Here is a 15,064-nt window from a genome sequence, read left to right on the forward strand (position 1 = left end):
TTTACATTAAGCCAATCGGGGAAGCGAAAAATTGCGAGCCAAAACACATTGAACGGAAAAGATAACGCCCCTTTCACGGGGCGTTAAGCGGAGGGATTAACGCAGACCCAACTGGAAGATCAGGGATTCGGCCTCACAGCTAAACACAAAATCGATATCCAGCTGTACGCCGCCGTCAACGTCGGCGAAGACGGGATTAATCTTGCACGGTTCAGATTCCACACTGCGGGCTTTTTCGCTCAGCGCGGCGAGCATTTGCTCTGCTTCCGCACGGTTGGCGAATACGCGGCTGTATGAGGCGGTGCAGTCGGTGTTGTCGACAATGGTCCCAACATCCATACAGCAGCAAACCGGGGTTTCATCAGCGCTACATTTACTCATCGTAGATTTCCTCTGGATATGCACCTGCGGTGCCAGACAATTTATGTGCCTATTTTACGCCCGCTCTCTGGTCTGCCTCCAGCCGATAATCGCCATCGCGGCGTTAAGTGACAGAAATCACACTTAAAAATGATCTAAAACAAAAATCACCTTTTCTCTCTCTCCTTCCCCCCGACAATTTTGCCAGCTGGATCGCGTTTCTGTTATCACAATTGAAAAACTTCATAAACAAACTTGCAACAACTCATCTGGTCAGACCTATACTCAGCGCACTGGTCTGATTTCTCTGTTGTACCGCAGACCCTACACTTCCGCGCTTCTGTTACGGCATGTAACATAGTTTAAAAAAAAATAACTCAATGAGGTTATGGGCATGAGCCAGAAAACCCGCTTTACCCAATCTGCCCTTGCAGTGGCTGTCGCACTTGTTTCCACCCAGGCCTGGTCAGCAGGCTTCCAGCTCAACGAATTCTCTTCATCAGGGCTGGGTCGGGCCTATTCCGGTGAAGGGGCTATCGCAGACGATGCAGGCAATGCCAGTCGTAACCCGGCATTAATTATGATGTTTGACCGTCCGACCATGTCGGCGGGCGCCGTTTTTGTCGACCCGGGCGTCAATGTCTCCGGGACTTCACCCACCGGCAAAAGCCTGAATGCGGACAATATCGCCCCGACGGCGTGGGTACCTAACTTCCACTTTGTCGCGCCGATTAACGATCAGTTTGGTTGGGGGGCGTCCATCACCTCCAACTACGGCCTGGCAACCGAATACAACGATGACTATGCCGCCGGCAGCATGGGCGGGAAAACCGACCTGACCACTGCGAACTTTAACCTGAGCGGCGCCTACCGTCTCGACAGCAACTGGAGCTTCGGCTTAGGCTTTGACGCGGTCTACGCTAAGGCGAAGATCGAGCGCTATGCTGGCGATCTGGGGCAGATTGTCGCTGGCTCGGGCGCGCTGCCGCCGGCGCTGGCGGGCCAGGTAGCGAAGATCCCGGCCGACACGCAGATCGCCCATCTTAACGGCAACGCCTGGGGCTTTGGCTGGAACGCCGGTATCCTCTACGAGCTGGATAAAAATAACCGCTACGGTTTCACCTACCGTTCCGAGGTCAAGATCGACTTCGACGGTAACTACCGCAGCAGCCTGCCGGCAGCCTATAACCAGATCCTCGGCAACTTCGGTCTGCCAGCAGGTACTAATGGCCAAACCACCGACGGTTCACTGACCCTTAACCTGCCGGAAATGTGGGAGCTGTCGGGTTATAACCGCGTAGCACCGCAGTGGGCGGTCCACTACAGTCTGACCTACACCAGCTGGAGTCAGTTCCAGGAGCTGAAAGCCACCGGCAGCAACGGCCAGACGCTGTTCTATAAAGAGGAAGGCTTTAAGGACGCCTACCGACTTGCGTTGGGGACCACCTATTATTATGACGATAACTGGACCTTCCGCACCGGTATCGCCTTCGATGACAGCCCGGTACCAGCCAACAATCGCTCCATTTCCATTCCGGATCAGGATCGCCTGTGGCTGAGCGCGGGTACCACCTACGCGTTCAACAAGGATGCGTCGGTTGACGTCGGGATTTCCTATATGCACGGGCAGCATGTTGAAATTAAGGAAGGCCCGTATACCTTCCGCTCCGAAGGGACCGCCTGGCTGTACGGCGCCAACTTCAACTACCGCTTCTGATAAGCGGCACACAACAAAAAAGGGTGAACATCATGTTCACCCTTTTTTTTCTTTGCCGATTACTGTGAATCGATATCTTTCAGTTCATCCTGAATGGCCTGGGCGTTCGGATTGTCCGCCGGGGTCAGCTTACCGCCGTTGGCGATAAAGTCATGACGCTGGAAGTAAGCTTCACGCACCATAATGTAAGGATCGGAAGACTGGCGCAGCAGGCCGTCGGAATCCAGCAGCTGAGCGCGTGTTTCAATGCCTTCCACCGCCCATTTGCCGATCGACATCGGCCAGGTCAGCCAGGAGAGCACCGGATAGAGGCCATCGGCCATATCGCCGCCTTCGTCGCGCAGGGTAAAGCTGCCGTAGAATGGCAGTTGCACATACGGACCATAGCCGACGCCATAGTGGCCAAGCGTGCTGCCGAAACGATGCGGTTCAACGCGCTGCAGCTGCGGATTAGCCATCCCGGCGACATCGATCAGCCCCCCCATCCCGAGGATGGTGTTCAGGAAGAAGCGGGTAAAGTGGACCATCCCTTTATAGGGGTCGCCCTGCAGGAAGGAGTTCACCATCACCGCCGGCTCTTCCAGGTTGCTGGTGAAGTTACTTAAGCCATTGCGCGCCGGCTGCGGAACATAGTCACGCCATGCCACCGCGACGGGACGAAGCACGTAAGGATCAACCACGTTAAAGTTGAAATTGAACATCGTGCGGTTAAACCCTTCTAACGGGTCTGAGCGCCCCTGCGGCTGATCGCCAGAGCTGGAACTGGCACATCCCACCAGCAATGTGGCGCCAAGCGCAAGCGCCGACAGGCGATAATTCATAGATGTCTCCCTGGTTTTTATGGCTATCGCGAGTTGCCATCCATGACGGAAAGACAACGTTTCCGCCCGTAAAGATGTGAGCGATTGTAACAGCACGTTGAACGATGTCTATATCACCCAAGTTGTTGATTTGATCATAGCCTGGGAATAACGAGATCGCGGGGCTCCTATTCTAGCGGAGCGATAAAAATCTGGCGTAACCATTTTTGCGATTTAAGAGTATCCCCAGCCAGTCGCCAGGGAAAGCCGCTACGCTTTAACTAGATAACTTGTCAGCGAGGGCCGTGAAATGGATGAACCAGACGATAACAAATTAAAGCCTGCGGATGACGAACGCGAGGTCGAAAGTGAAGAAAAACAGCGCGGTGAAGAGATAGAAGTTGACGAAGATCGCCTTCCCTCTCGGGCGATGGCGATCCATGAACATATTCGCCAGGAAGGGGAAAAAGAGATGGAGCGCGATGCGCTGGCCCTGCTGTGGTCGGCGATTGCAGCCGGTCTGTCGATGGGCGCCTCCCTGCTGGCGAAAGGGATTTTTCACGTCAAGCTGGAGGGGATCCCTGGCGGATTTTTACTCGAGAACCTCGGGTATACCTTCGGCTTTATTATCGTGATTATGGCCCGCCAGCAGCTGTTCACGGAAAACACGGTCACCGCCGTACTGCCGGTGATGCACAATCCCACCCCCGGAAACGTCGGTTTGCTGATGCGGCTATGGTCGGTGGTACTGGCGGGCAATCTCATCGGCACCGCGGTGGCCGCATGGGCCTTCAATTATATGCCTGTTTTTGATGAGCCGACCCGCCAGGCCTTCGTCAGCATCGCCGAAGATGTGATGAAAAACAGCCCGACGGAGATGTTCGCCAATGCGATTATTTCCGGCTGGCTGGTCGCCACCATGGTCTGGATGTTTCCCCTTGCCGGCGCCGCCAAGATCGTGGTGATCATTCTGATGACCTGGCTTATCGCCCTGGCGGATACCACCCATATCGTGGTGGGCTCGGTAGAGATCCTCTATCTGGTATTTAACGGAAGCCTTCCCTGGAGCGACTTCATCTGGCCGTTCGCCCTGCCGACGCTGGCGGGAAATATCTGCGGCGGAACCTTCATCTTCGCGCTGTTGAGCCATGCGCAGATCCGTAACGACATGAGCAACAAGCGAAAAGCAGAAGCCCGCGCGCAGGCCGCCGGAAAAGCCAAAAACGCCGACCGGGCATAAAAAAAGCGCTCAGAATGGCGAGGGTTTAAGCAGTCAGACGGTATGGCACTTACTCAGGCGGGCGAAAAACGCTATACTCGTGCCGCCTTGTCCCCTTAGTTAAATGGATATAACGAGCCCCTCCTAAGGGCTAGTTGCAGGTTCGATTCCTGCAGGGGACACCATGCCCCTCCTGTTTTATGACGGATCCACGGCGATTTTTGATGATTTTTCTGCAGCTCCGGTAGATGGTAGTACCGACCTGATCATCAATGCCCCTCCCTGTTAACGCACAAAGTGATTTATTTATAGATATAAAACCCGTTGCGCCATTCCTCTTTTTAAAAAGAGGAAAACACCAGTGATCATTTTACAAATAAAATGAAAGACTCACAGGAAAAGATGAGTTGTAAAACGTAATGATATCGTCAGCAGCAACCGCACGAAAAGCATACTGCTCACTCCTCACCGTCATTCACAATATTGATATTCACGATCATAACAACATAGTTTTCTTACCCTGACAGGTATGACCTAATGAACAGGCCTTCAGCCTCATCAACGCTCCGGACACCGTTGTTTTTTATAGTATCTATACTGGCGCTATTTTGCTTAATTAATTTTACCACAACCTACATTAACACGATAACGACCCCGGCGCCGTTGTTGTTTTACGGCATGACCCTTATTATTCTGATATTTTACTTTTTAATATCAATAACTATCGCTTTAAAATACTTAAGTGATAAACGCTGTCTGTTTCTCATACCAGTAGCCTGTGCCTTTATTGGCTCTGCCATAATGATGATTCTTGCGTTACATAATTACAGCAAACTGTTTTATTGCAATCTCAACGACTCAATCTCATACAAGGAATTTCTGCGGTATTACTTTTACCGCAACGCCTTAACACTCACCCAAATCATCACCGCGGCATTAGTATACAGATTTCGTTCTCATCGCCTGCTGGCCTCCCATAATCACATTATTATTACCTTTGCCTGCATAAGCCTTACTTTAGCTATCGTCCTGATTGTTGGATTTTCCTCAACGCACTTGTATGAACCAACGATTCGCTTAGCCAGTAATATAATGGTTTACATGTGGACGCTCCTCTTTTTCACCACGATTGCATTAACCCGCTTCAGAAATATATTCTGGACAGGAATCTATTTTTACTGCTTCGTTTATATCTTAACCTTCTCTTTCTTAACAACCGCAGATGTCGCTAGCGAAAACACATGGTATAAAGCGAGGCTTTTCGAAACGCTGGGCACCCTGATCTTTATTATTATTATTTTCCTTAATGCGTTTAAGCTTTATCAATTATCCAACAATAAATATGAGAATGCCTATCAGAACTCGATTCGTGATTATCTGACGCAGCTGTACAACCGTCGCTATTTTTACCTTGCGCTGACAAAAAAAATGCAACGGGTCTCTGTGCAAAAACCATTGTCTATCTTGTTATGCGACATCGATCATTTCAAACGCATAAATGACAAATATGGCCACTTTCAGGGAGATCTTGTTATTCAGTATGTAGCCTGGGTTCTTCAGGATCAGGTTCGAAGAGATGATATTGTGGCCAGAACAGGCGGCGAGGAATTTGCACTATTACTGCCTGACGTCGGCCAACAGCAGGCGCAACTCATCGCTGAGAGGATTCGCCAGGCTATTATCTCCCCAGGCGACGTCAGCAGCAGGGTTAAACTCCCCGAGAGCGTCACGATCAGTATCGGCCTTGCCACTACGGAGGATCCTAAAACGGTAGAGACTGAATTACTTAACCGCGCCGACGACGCCCTGTACCAGGCAAAAAAAGCAGGAAGGAATTGTGTGGTTGCCTGGCAGAAGTCCTCCTGTACTCGATAGCCTCGACAATTAACCGACAGCAACACGCTTTCTGCGTACAATATCGCGTGGCCTGGGCGTCAACCTGCCGCCCTGCCGATTCAACACTCTCTGGACAACAAAGGAGCCAGGCGTTGGTATGAAACAGATCACCCTTAGCGATATGCAGCAGCAGAGCGAAGCGGCAACCACTTCCCCGCGCTTACGTGCCCATCGCAATTTTCACCCTGAGCTGAGCGATCCGGTGCAGCGCCTGGCTATCGCTATGGAACCCGGCACCTATATCCGCCCGCACCGGCACCGACATACTTTTGAACTTTTGCTGCCGCTGAAAGGCCGCTTTGTGGTGCTAAATTTTGATGACCATGGCGTGATTACTAACCGGGTGGTGCTGGGTGAAACCTGCACGGCCCTGGAAATGGAGCCCGGCACCTGGCATACGGTGCTCTCACTTGACGCAGGAGGAATGGTATTTGAAGTCAAACAAGGCGCTTATCAGCCGCTTGCTGAAATCGACACCATGGACTGGGCGCCAGCCGAAGGGCAGCCGGGAACCGCGGAGATGATGGCCTGGTATGCCATCGCGCAGCCGGGGGATCGCTATCCCTCTGTCAGCCGATAAGCATGGCCGCCGCAAACGGATGCCGAGAGCGTCCGTTTGCGTTATCCCTGTCGTCATGGCATTTATCTCAAGAGCCGCGTTTTCCTCATGCTGTGTTCTCCCTCGTCGGAGTCATTAATAAAAAATAACAAAAAAGTGTTGTATTCAGGCGCTAAGCAAACTATTTTTCTCGAGCGAAATAAATGATAGGATAACGCAGTCAAGTTAATATCTGACGTAACAATAAGAATAATCAACTTATCGATATAATATTCTCAACGTGAATACTTTTCATTAATCAGGTCAGGGAGTCCAGGCAATAAAACGTGGCTGTTAGATGATTACGCCCAATACTAACCGCTATTTTTTAGCAACAAAAAAACTTATGAATATAACAGAACGGAATATCTGGAAATTAAATAATTTACCGCCAATGGAGTATTGCTCTCTCCCCCGGGCGCAAAAATTATTAAACTGCGAAATTGAAGACATTCTTCACTGGCATGATATCGGCGCGATCAATCTATGCCTGAAGCTTAACCCGACGCGGGGAACATTAAAACTCGCCGTCCTTTCTCATCAGGAAAAAGAAGTAACCAGCACATTTAATCCACTCAATTCATCGGAGACGGTGGAGACCTTCTTGTCGCCACACTCTCATATCTATAGCATTCTGCGGCTTGATGGCGATATTCCCGTCATGGAAACCCTGCGCGGGAATACCGTCACGCAGTTCAACGTCAAGGTCACTGCGTCAGGACTCTGGCATCCGCACAGCCGGAATTTAATGGCGTTACTGGAGGCGCCTGACGATATTCATCATGAAAACAGGCTCAGCATGATGCTGCCTGAGAAACCGTTTGTATATTGTCACTTCATTCCGCAGGAGGCAGAAAACCCCACCCTGTCATTGAACCGGCTCTATATTACCAGTCAGGCAATTGAGAAAATATTTGCCCATAGCATTAGCGCCCGACCGATGGATGTCACAAAAAATCCGCTACGGCAACAAACCGGTTATATCCATCAGGAATTAACCTCCCTTCCGCAAAGTGAGGTACTGCTGGAATTTATCCACGATCTAATTCAGTCCCATACTTTATTTAATGTGAAATTGCAGAAGATGGCTGAGCCAGACAAGACCCAGCTCTTTCATCACGTGCTGGAAAGGCTTAAGGAGGAAGTCATGCTGAGAGAGGATGTCCTGCCCAATGAGGCCGACTTCAGCAGCGCAACCCACCGTTAGTCCAGGCTCGCCGCCGAGCGACGCAGGCCGTCAGGCAGGAGGCAGGCGGTTTTCCTGCTCAAGCGTTAGCGCAATCTCCCGCGCCAGGGCGATAAATTCGCGTGCCGCGGCGCTCTGCCATGCATCCCTGCGCTGTAGCAAACAGGCCGTTCGCTGCAGCAGCGCAGGTTCGAGCTCAATAGCCACTACATCATCAAACTGCCCGGCGATCGCCGCCGGCAGCAGTGTCGCAAGGGGCGTGCGCCGAATGACCGACAGAACGGCGCCGATAGAGTTGGCCTCCATCCGCACGTCAGGTTCGAGCCGATGACGACGGCAATAACGATCGATCTGCTCCCGGGTGGCAAACTCGCTGCTCAGTAAAATCAGCGGCTGCGCGTCGAGCGCCTGCAGCCGGAGGGCGTTCTCTCTGGCCAGAGGATGACTGCGGCTCACCACCAACGCGAGGGTTTCCGTCAGCAGCGGATGAACGACAATATCCCGGGAGCGGCTTTCGTCAAAGGCAATGCCGACATCCAGTTCATCCTGCAGCAACATCGTTTCCATGCGCTCCTGGTTCATCTCCTGAATCAGCAATTTCACTCCGGGGTAGCGTCGATAGTAGTTTTCCACCAGCGGTCCCAGCATATAGGTGGTGAAGGTCGGCGTCATGGCAATGCGGAGTTTGCCACGCTGCAGATCCTCAGCGTCATGCAGAGCGCGCCGCCCTTCCTCAAGATCGCGTAACGCCCGGCGGGCATACTCCAGCCAGATCTCTCCGGCATCGGTTAACCGGGTATAACGGCCAGAACGATCGAAAAGCTGAACCTCCAGCATGGCTTCAAGCTGGCGGATCTGCTGTGACAGCGCAGGCTGGGAGACGTGCAGCGCCGCGGCGGCGCGAGTAAAGCCACGGTGTTCTGCCACGGCGATAAAGTAGGAAAGATGGCGCAGGAGCATCCGCTTACCTATAAGTAATTCAACTAGGGTTAATCATAAATAAGTCTTTTAACTTATGAAACAAGTTACGTACCCTCTACGCACGACCCGTTGCCTTTTTTTCCCTGAACAGCATCTTATGCAGGAGTGACTATGTCCGCTCACGATCGCTATCTCCAGCGCGCCCTAACGCTGGCAAACCACAACATCAGCCACGGCGGTCGTCCCTTTGGCGCCGTGCTGGTGCGCCATGACGAGGTTGTCGCCGAAGCCGTCAATACCTTTCATCTAAGCGGCGACCCAACGGCGCATGCCGAACTGAATGCCGTCCGCGATATTGCCGCCAGGCTGGGGAGCGAGGTTCTGCGCGAATGCGTTATCTACGCCAGCGGACAACCTTGCCCGATGTGTCTTAGCGCCCTCTATTTAACCGGCGTGCGGGAAGTGTTTTTCGCCAACAGCAATCAGGACGGAGAACCTTTCCAGCTATCTACCGCCGCGATTTATCAGCAGTTGCAGCAGCCGCTGGCGCAGCAGACGTTGCCGATCCATCATCGCCCGCAGCCGGAGGGGCTGGCAGTTTATCAGCGGTGGGCGGAACAGCAGCCATGAAAGCCGTATTGCGACAGAATCTGACGCTGGGGATCCTGGTGCTGATCGGCATAAATATGCGACCGCTGCTCACCTCCATCGGCCCTTTGCTTCCGGAGATCCGCGCCGCCAGCGGGATGAGCTATACCCTGGCCGCGCTACTGACCGCCCTGCCGGTGATAGCGATGGGCGTGCTGGCGCTGGCCGCCGGTTCGGTCGATCGTTATGTCGGTCAAAACCGTAGCATTGCGCTAAGTCTGCTGATTATCGCGGCGGGCGCCCTGCTGCGGGAAATCGCTCCGAATAGCGGCCTACTGCTCACCAGCGCCCTGGCCGGAGGCGTTGGCATCGGCATAATCCAGGCTGCCATCCCGGCGGTAATTAAGCGCTTGTTCGCCCGCCGGACGCCGCTGGTGATGGGGCTATGGTCAGCGGCGCTAATGGGCGGTGGCGGGTTAGGCGCCGCGTTTACGCCATGGCTGGCGTCGCATAGCACAGCATGGCGGGATGCGCTGGCCTGGTGGGCGCTCCCCGCCCTCCTCGCCCTGTTCAGCTGGCTGGCGATTTGTCGGCACCTGCCCCGCGCCCCGCATCAGACCAGCGCCGCGCCCCGGGTGGCGATTATTGGCCAGCGCCGCGCCTGGACGCTGGGACTCTATTTCGGACTGATCAACGCCGGCTACGCCAGTCTAATCGCCTGGCTGCCGCCCTACTATATGCAGCTTGGCGACAGCGCCCAGTACAGCGGCTCGCTGCTGGCGCTGCTGACGGTTGGGCAAACCGCAGGCGCGCTGCTGCTGCCGGCGCTGGCTCGCCAGGATGACCGGCGCCAGCTTCTGCTGCTTGCTCTGGCGCTACAGCTGATTGGGTTCTGCGGCTTCATCTGGCTGCCGCAGCACTTCCCAGCGCTTTGGGCCCTCGCCTGCGGCGTGGGTCTGGGCGGCGCGTTTCCCCTGTGCCTGGTGCTGGCCCTCGATCACGCCGGGCAACCGACGGTGGCCGGCCGGCTGGTAGCCTTTATGCAAGGTATCGGATTTATCATCGCCGGCCTGTCGCCCTGGCTTTCCGGCCTGCTGCGTAGCCTGAGCGGGAACTACACCCTTGACTGGTCCTGGCATGCGCTTTGTGTCCTGTTACTCATGGCGCTCACGCTGCGCTTTATCCCAGCGCACTACCCGGCCGAGTGGCGACAGCGCGCCTCTGATCTGCATTAAACCGGCGGCGCGTGGCAACCTGAATGCCGCGCGCCAAGCCTGACTAGCCCCGCTAATCTCACTAACGAGAAACCCGTTTTGGTAGCGTCGCTGGCGCTAAATTTATTACCGGGCGAAATTAATGTGTCGCCGAATCACGACACTCGTAAGTAACTAAAAATTAATAAAAAAATGCCCCTTGTTTCCCTGATTTTTTAGGCGTACATTAGCGCCATCTGGAGCACTAAACGCACAGAATTGCGAGCTGCCGCAGGGTGAGATTTCACCGGCGACAGCCCTTGAAAAACAGAACAATTAATTCATTTGAACGTCGCATAAGCGCGTGGAGTGATGAGTCGTGAAATACTTCTTTATGGGTCTCTCTTTTATGGTCATCGTTTGGGCCGGTACTTTTGCCCTGATGATCTAGACTGCAGCGGTGTCAAAAAAACGGGAGCCCACAGGCTCCCGTTTTTGTTATAGCGTATTCGCCGAAGCGCTAGCTCGCAGCGGGCAGTAAGCCATCAGCGCGGAACATCGCCTTGATGCCGCGGATCGCCTGACGCGTCCGGTCCCGGTTCTCGATCAGCGCGAAGCGGACATGGGTATCGCCATAATCGCCAAAGCCAATCCCCGGAGAGACGCAAACCTTCGCTTCGTTAAGCAACTTTTTCGCAAACTCCAGCGAGCCCATGTCGGCATAAGGTTCCGGAATTTTCGCCCAGACGTACATGGACGCCTTCGGACACTCAACCATCCAGCCGGCCTCGTGGAGCCCTTTCACCAGCACATCGCGGCGGCGCTTATACTGTTCCGCGATATCCCGCACGCATTGCTGATCGCCCTCCAGGGCCGCTATCGCCGCCACCTGCAGCGGCGTAAACGTGCCGTAGTCATGGTAGCTTTTGATGCGGGCGAGCGCGTTCACCAGGGTCTTATTGCCGACCATAAAGCCAATTCGCCAGCCGGCCATGTTATAGCTTTTCGACAGGGTAAAGAACTCGACGGCGACATCGCGCGCGCCGGGCACCTGCATAATGGAGGGCGCTTTCCAGCCGTCATACACGATATCGGCATAGGCCAGATCGTGGACGACCAGGATGTCATACTGCTTCGCCAGGGCGACAACCTTTTCAAAGAAATCCAGCTCGACGCACTGCGCGGTCGGATTCGAGGGAAAGCCAAGGATCATCATCTTCGGCTTCGGATAGCTCTCGCGGATGGCGCGTTCCAGTTCGTTAAAGAAATCCACCCCTTCCACCAGCGGCACCGAGCGCACCTGCGCCCCGGCAATCACCGCGCCGTAGATATGGATCGGATAGCTGGGGTTCGGCACCAGCACGGTGTCGCCATGATCCAGCGTCGCCAGCATCAGGTGCGCCAGCCCCTCTTTCGAACCAATGGTGACAATCGCTTCCGATTCCGGATCGATATCGACGTTATAGCGTTCTTCATACCAGCGCGAAATAGCGCGACGCAGGCGTGGGATCCCCCGCGAGGTAGAGTAACCATGGGTGTCAGGCCGCTGCGCGACGGTGCAGAGTTTTTCCACGATATGCGGCGGCGTCGCGCCATCGGGATTGCCCATACTGAAATCGATAATATCTTCGCCGCGCCGGCGCGCAGCCATTTTCAGTTCGGCAGTAATATTAAAAACGTACGGGGGGAGACGATCGATACGCGTAAAACGGCGTTCAGGACTGGATTCAGCCATAGGTTCCTCTGATTAACGTTAGCGCCCGGACCGTCCGAGCGACGCTGCCGCTGTTGCGGCTCGTTTAGAAAATAACCTGAAAAAAAACACGTTGTCGAGTGCCCTGACGAAAAATAATCACTGGCGTTAAAAACGGGTATCGTCTGCGCTAAATACGGCAGTACGCCGCGGGATGAATACCGTTTTGTATGCAAGTGGTAACATATTGATATCTTTTCTATCACGGGTATTTATCGTTTCCTCTGGCGTCTAGCGGTTTGTCGCCTTGCCATGATTCAATCCCCTTTTAAAAGTGAGCCTTTTCCTCATTATTTTTCTGCGGCTGGTCTTCTGTCGTCAGGTTTTTTATCATGTCCTTTTCTGGCCACTGACGCGGCGCACCCATGCACGAAATCTTTACTATGATGCTGGCGGTCTATGATCGTGCGGCCCTGATGCTTATTTGCCTGTTTTTCCTTATTCGCCTCCGCCTGTTCCGCGAACTGCTGCATAAATCAGCGCATACGCCGAAAGAGCTGCTGGCTGTCACCGCCATCTTCTCGCTGTTCGCGCTCTTCAGTACCTGGTCCGGTGTGCCGGTGGAAGGATCGCTGGTAAACGTGCGCATCATCGCCGTGATGTCCGGCGGGATCCTGTTTGGCCCATGGGTGGGAGCCATTGTCGGGGTGATTGCCGGTGTGCACCGCTATCTGATTGATATTGACGGCGTGACCGCCGTACCCTGCTTTATCACCAGCATCATCGCCGGTCTGCTGTCGGGGTTGATTAACCGCAAGGTGGCCCGCGATCAACGCTGGAAAATCGGCATTCTGGCCGGCATGGTCTGCGAGACCCTGACCATGATCCTGGTGATAGTCTGGGCGCCCTCTCTGAGCCTCGGCCTGGATATCGTCTCGAAAATTGGTATCCCGATGATCCTTGGCAGCGTCTGCATCGGCTTTATCGTGCTGCTGGTGCAGAGCGTGGAAGGGGAAAAGGAGGCCAGCGCCGCGCGGCAGGCGAAACTGGCGCTCGACATTGCCAACAAAACCCTGCCGCTGTTCCGTCAGGTCAACAGCGATTCTCTGCGCCAGGTTTGCGACATCATCCGCCGCGACATTACCGCCGACGCGGTGGCAATCACCAATACGGAACACGTGCTGGCCTACGTGGGCGTCGGTGAAGCCAACTATCAACACCATGACGATGTCATCAGCCCCACTACCCGACAGGCCATTCGTTATGGAAAGATCATTATAAAAAACAATGATGAAGCCCACCGCACACCGGAGATCCACTCCTTGATGGTCATCCCGCTGTGGGAAAAAGGGGTGGTCACCGGCACGCTAAAAATCTATTACTGCCACGCCCATCGCATCACCTCGACGCTGCAGGAGATGGCGATTGGCCTGTCACAAATCATCTCCACCCAGCTGGAGGTTTCCCGCGCCGAACAGCTGCGGGAGATGGCCAACAAAGCGGAGCTGCGCGCTCTGCAAAGCAAGATTAACCCGCACTTTTTATTCAATGCCCTGAACGCGATTTCCTCCTCGATTCGCCTTAATCCGGACACCGCGCGCCAGCTCATTTTTAATCTGTCGCGCTATCTGCGCTATAACATCGAATTAAAAGACGATGAGCAGATCGATATCAAACGAGAGCTGTATCAGATCAAAGATTACATCGCCATTGAACAGGCGCGATTCGGCGACAAACTGACGGTCATCTATGATATTGACGACGACGTCAGCTGCGTGATCCCGAGCCTGCTTATCCAGCCCCTGGTGGAAAATGCCATTGTGCACGGCATTCAGCCGTGTAAAGGGAAAGGGGTGGTGACGATCGGCATCAATGAGTGCGGCAATCGGGTTCGCATCAGCGTTCGCGACACCGGCAACGGCATCGATCCCGCCGTGGTCGCCCGCGTGGAAGCCGATGAAATGCCAGGTAACAAAATCGGCCTGCTCAACGTTCATCATCGGGTGAAACTGCTCTACGGCGAGGGGCTGCATATCCGCACCCTGACGCCAGGAACGGAAATCGCCTTTTATGTCCCCAATCACTCTACGCCGCAGGCGCTGACGGAGTCTCTGTTGTCATGAGCGGAGAAAAGATGAAAGTTATCATTGTGGAGGATGAGTTTCTGGCCCAACAGGAGCTCTCCTGGCTTATCAACACCCACAGCCAGATGGAGATCGTCGGCAGCTTTGACGACGGTCTGGACGTGCTGAAATTTCTCCAGCACAACAAGGTCGACGCCATCTTTCTCGATATCAATATTCCGTCGCTGGACGGCGTTCTGCTGGCGCAAAACATCAGCCAGTTCGCCCATAAGCCTTTTATCGTTTTTATCACCGCGTGGAAAGAACACGCCGTGGAAGCCTTTGAGCTGGAGGCGTTTGACTACATCCTCAAGCCCTACCAGGAGTCGCGCATCATCAATATGCTGCAGAAGCTGACCGCCGCCTGGCAGCAGCAAAATAACGCCGCCTCCGGGCTAGCCAGCGCGGCGCCTCGGGAAAACGACACCATCAATCTGATAAAAGATGAGCGGATCATCGTCACCAGTATCCATGATATCTATTATGCAGAGGCGCACGAGAAGATGACCTTCGTCTACACTCGCCGGGAGTCTTTCGTCATGCCGATGAACATTACCGAATTCTGCAGCAAACTGCCCACCGCACATTTCTTTCGCTGTCACCGCTCGTACTGTGTGAATCTCAGCAAAATTCGTGAAATTGAGCCATGGTTTAACAATACCTACGTGCTACGTCTGCGCGACCTGGAGTTTCAGGTTCCGGTCAGTCGCAGTAAAGTGAAAGAGTTTCGCCAGCTGATGAATCTGTAGACGACGGGGAGCCCCGCCTTG

15 protein-coding genes and 1 tRNA gene are annotated in these 15,064 nt (G+C 54.0%); 11 read left to right on the top strand and 5 right to left on the bottom strand.

What is annotated here, in order from left to right:
* Positions 1-96 precede the first annotated feature (96 nt).
* Positions 97-381, bottom strand: coding sequence for a YfcZ/YiiS family protein (locus ACLEXF_RS09185; protein WP_004201797.1), 285 nt, complete (start codon positions 379-381; stop codon positions 97-99).
* A gap of 373 nt (positions 382-754) precedes the next feature.
* Here ACLEXF_RS09185 and fadL point away from each other — a divergent pair, with 373 nt between their 5' ends.
* Positions 755-2,077 carry a long-chain fatty acid transporter FadL gene (gene fadL / locus ACLEXF_RS09190; RefSeq protein ID WP_023318794.1) on the top strand — a complete coding sequence of 441 codons (1,323 nt, stop codon included), beginning with the start codon at positions 755-757 and terminating at the stop codon, positions 2,075-2,077.
* 59 nt (positions 2,078-2,136) lie between these two features.
* Here fadL and mlaA read toward each other — a convergent pair whose 3' ends face one another.
* On the bottom strand, positions 2,137-2,898 hold the full coding sequence (gene mlaA, locus ACLEXF_RS09195; protein WP_004201799.1) for a phospholipid-binding lipoprotein MlaA: 762 nt from the start codon (positions 2,896-2,898) through the stop codon (positions 2,137-2,139).
* Between the two features lie 289 nt (positions 2,899-3,187).
* On the opposite strand from mlaA, the gene ACLEXF_RS09200 reads away from it, so the two are divergent.
* From ACLEXF_RS09200 to ACLEXF_RS09220, 5 genes are all read left to right on the top strand, one after another.
* Entirely contained in the window at positions 3,188-4,117 is a 930-nt protein-coding gene (locus ACLEXF_RS09200) for a formate/nitrite transporter family protein (protein ID WP_004201800.1), read from the top strand.
* An 89-nt stretch (positions 4,118-4,206) separates the two neighbouring features.
* Positions 4,207-4,281, top strand: a tRNA-Arg gene (locus ACLEXF_RS09205).
* A 352-nt stretch (positions 4,282-4,633) separates the two neighbouring features.
* Positions 4,634-5,971: a sensor domain-containing diguanylate cyclase gene (locus ACLEXF_RS09210; protein ID WP_117129834.1), complete on the top strand. Its 1,338-nt coding sequence runs from the start codon at positions 4,634-4,636 to the stop codon at positions 5,969-5,971.
* Between the two features lie 118 nt (positions 5,972-6,089).
* Positions 6,090-6,572, top strand: a complete 483-nt coding sequence (locus ACLEXF_RS09215) for a WbuC family cupin fold metalloprotein (RefSeq protein WP_023318837.1) — start codon at positions 6,090-6,092, stop codon at positions 6,570-6,572.
* A 364-nt stretch (positions 6,573-6,936) separates the two neighbouring features.
* Positions 6,937-7,797 (top strand): hypothetical protein, encoded by an 861-nt coding sequence (locus ACLEXF_RS09220; RefSeq protein ID WP_049004016.1) that lies wholly within the window; start codon positions 6,937-6,939, stop codon positions 7,795-7,797.
* 30 nt (positions 7,798-7,827) lie between these two features.
* Here ACLEXF_RS09220 and cynR read toward each other — a convergent pair whose 3' ends face one another.
* Positions 7,828-8,736 carry a transcriptional regulator CynR gene (gene cynR, locus ACLEXF_RS09225; RefSeq protein WP_049004003.1) on the bottom strand — a complete coding sequence of 303 codons (909 nt, stop codon included), beginning with the start codon at positions 8,734-8,736 and terminating at the stop codon, positions 7,828-7,830.
* A gap of 132 nt (positions 8,737-8,868) precedes the next feature.
* On the opposite strand from cynR, the gene ACLEXF_RS09230 reads away from it, so the two are divergent.
* From ACLEXF_RS09230 to ypdK, 3 genes are all read left to right on the top strand, one after another.
* The gene (locus tag ACLEXF_RS09230) at positions 8,869-9,327 is read left to right on the top strand and encodes a nucleoside deaminase (protein WP_004202034.1); all 459 of its coding nucleotides are present in this window, start codon (positions 8,869-8,871) and stop codon (positions 9,325-9,327) included.
* The gene (locus ACLEXF_RS09235; RefSeq protein WP_004202032.1) at positions 9,324-10,520 is read left to right on the top strand and encodes a CynX/NimT family MFS transporter; all 1,197 of its coding nucleotides are present in this window, start codon (positions 9,324-9,326) and stop codon (positions 10,518-10,520) included. Before ACLEXF_RS09230 ends, ACLEXF_RS09235 begins: the two co-directional genes overlap by 4 nt.
* Positions 10,521-10,857: 337 nt before the next feature.
* The gene (gene ypdK / locus ACLEXF_RS09240) at positions 10,858-10,929 is read left to right on the top strand and encodes a membrane protein YpdK (RefSeq protein WP_099119320.1); all 72 of its coding nucleotides are present in this window, start codon (positions 10,858-10,860) and stop codon (positions 10,927-10,929) included.
* Between the two features lie 69 nt (positions 10,930-10,998).
* Here ypdK and alaC read toward each other — a convergent pair whose 3' ends face one another.
* Both alaC and ACLEXF_RS09250 read right to left on the bottom strand, forming a co-directional pair.
* On the bottom strand, positions 10,999-12,213 hold the full coding sequence (alaC, locus tag ACLEXF_RS09245; protein WP_004202031.1) for an alanine transaminase: 1,215 nt from the start codon (positions 12,211-12,213) through the stop codon (positions 10,999-11,001).
* A 286-nt stretch (positions 12,214-12,499) separates the two neighbouring features.
* Positions 12,500-12,598, bottom strand: coding sequence for a hypothetical protein (locus ACLEXF_RS09250; RefSeq protein ID WP_032428955.1), 99 nt, complete (start codon positions 12,596-12,598; stop codon positions 12,500-12,502).
* On the opposite strand from ACLEXF_RS09250, the gene ACLEXF_RS09255 reads away from it, so the two are divergent.
* Positions 12,597-14,294: a sensor histidine kinase gene (locus ACLEXF_RS09255; protein WP_017899496.1), complete on the top strand. Its 1,698-nt coding sequence runs from the start codon at positions 12,597-12,599 to the stop codon at positions 14,292-14,294. The genes ACLEXF_RS09250 and ACLEXF_RS09255 overlap by 2 nt on opposite strands.
* A gap of 11 nt (positions 14,295-14,305) precedes the next feature.
* A complete protein-coding gene (locus ACLEXF_RS09260; protein WP_004202028.1) occupies positions 14,306-15,043 on the top strand; it encodes a LytR/AlgR family response regulator transcription factor in 738 nt (245 codons plus the stop codon).
* Positions 15,044-15,064 lie beyond the last annotated feature (21 nt).

It is taken from the genome of Klebsiella pneumoniae complex sp. WS1778, from assembly GCF_049472055.1.
Taxonomy (GTDB): Bacteria; Pseudomonadota; Gammaproteobacteria; order Enterobacterales; family Enterobacteriaceae; genus Klebsiella; species Klebsiella quasipneumoniae.